Source organism: Clostridium grantii DSM 8605 (genome assembly GCF_900129965.1).
Taxonomy (GTDB): Bacteria; Bacillota; Clostridia; order Clostridiales; family Clostridiaceae; genus Clostridium_AF; species Clostridium_AF grantii.
The window spans coordinates 1-1,200 of the sequence record NZ_FQXM01000087.1 but is presented as its reverse complement, the minus strand read 5'-3'; the positions used below and the strand labels follow the sequence as shown (position 1 = coordinate 1,200).

Below are 1,200 nucleotides of genomic sequence, written 5' to 3'. Positions count from 1 at the left end.
CTATCTTATTAATAATTGTGGTTAAATTTCTTTAATTAACCAAAGAGATTGTTGCCAAAATATTTAGAATTGTGTGAACTTTACGGACATGGGTCTGGCCCCATTGCGAGCTTGCTCCCTTTGTGGGGACATGCTTTGCTGGACCCACTTGCTATTTTATTTTATCTATAAACTCCTGTAAATTCTCTGCTACTATAGAAATTTTTAACCACGTTCTTAGAGTTTCAATATTACTCTCTTCATTTACTCTTTTAATTATATCATCATTAACCGTGCCTATCTCATTTAAGTTTTCTAAAATATCTTCTCTTCTTGCTAAAATTGCACCTTCTTCTCTTCCTTCTTCTCTTCCTTCTTCTCTACCTTTTTGCTCATAGTGTATTTTCCTTATATCGTCAATTGTCAACTTAAATACACCCCCATTTAATTTTTTATATTCTTCATATTTACTTTCTAACTCTGGATCTTCGATTAAAAATAAGTACTCTAAAAAATCTACTAAAGCTCTTATTTGCTCATTGTTTTTTACTTTATGGTAATTCTTTAATTCTTCTGCTAGTTCTATTTTAGTTTTATATTTTTCTTCCACAGTAACTCCTATTTCAAGTAATCTTTTGGCCATTTTGAATACTAATTTTAATGGATTTTCTTCATCTATGTTTTCAAGTTTAATTTTTTCTACGTCAATAGTTTTAAAATTATACACAAGTATATCTTTTTCTATCTCTGGCAATTTGTATACATATCTTTTATCTTTTCCACGTTCACCTTTATAGGTATATATAGCCGCTGCTACTATTTCTGATTTATCTTTATATTTATATCTGAACTTATCCCAAATCCTATAGAAATACCTAAACATTCTCTCTCCGAAAATTTTGTATCCGCTACTATAACTTTGCACTTCTACATGTATAAATAGTATTTTACTTCCTTTTGTAAGGTATTACTTTATATTATATCAAATTTTAGTGACTATTACACGAGTATATAATTAAAGTTTTTCAAATTGTTTGTAAATAATTTTTAATCATGCAAATGATTTTTAATAGTATTTTGCTAAAAATTGAATCAAAGGCCAAAACTAATTTCGTTAAACAGTTATTTAGCATAAAAAGAACATGCTTCTCTATTGTAGAAACATGCTCTTTTTTCTCACCCTACGGGTCTTTTTTCAATTTTTTCTTCTTATTCTTTACT

General features: G+C 28.2%; 1 pseudogene. It reads right to left on the bottom strand.

The features are described from left to right. Positions 1–151: 151 nt before the first annotated feature. Positions 152–931 (bottom strand): annotated as a pseudogene (locus tag BUB83_RS21170) (Rpn family recombination-promoting nuclease/putative transposase); the annotation flags it as partial. Positions 932–1,200 lie beyond the last annotated feature (269 nt).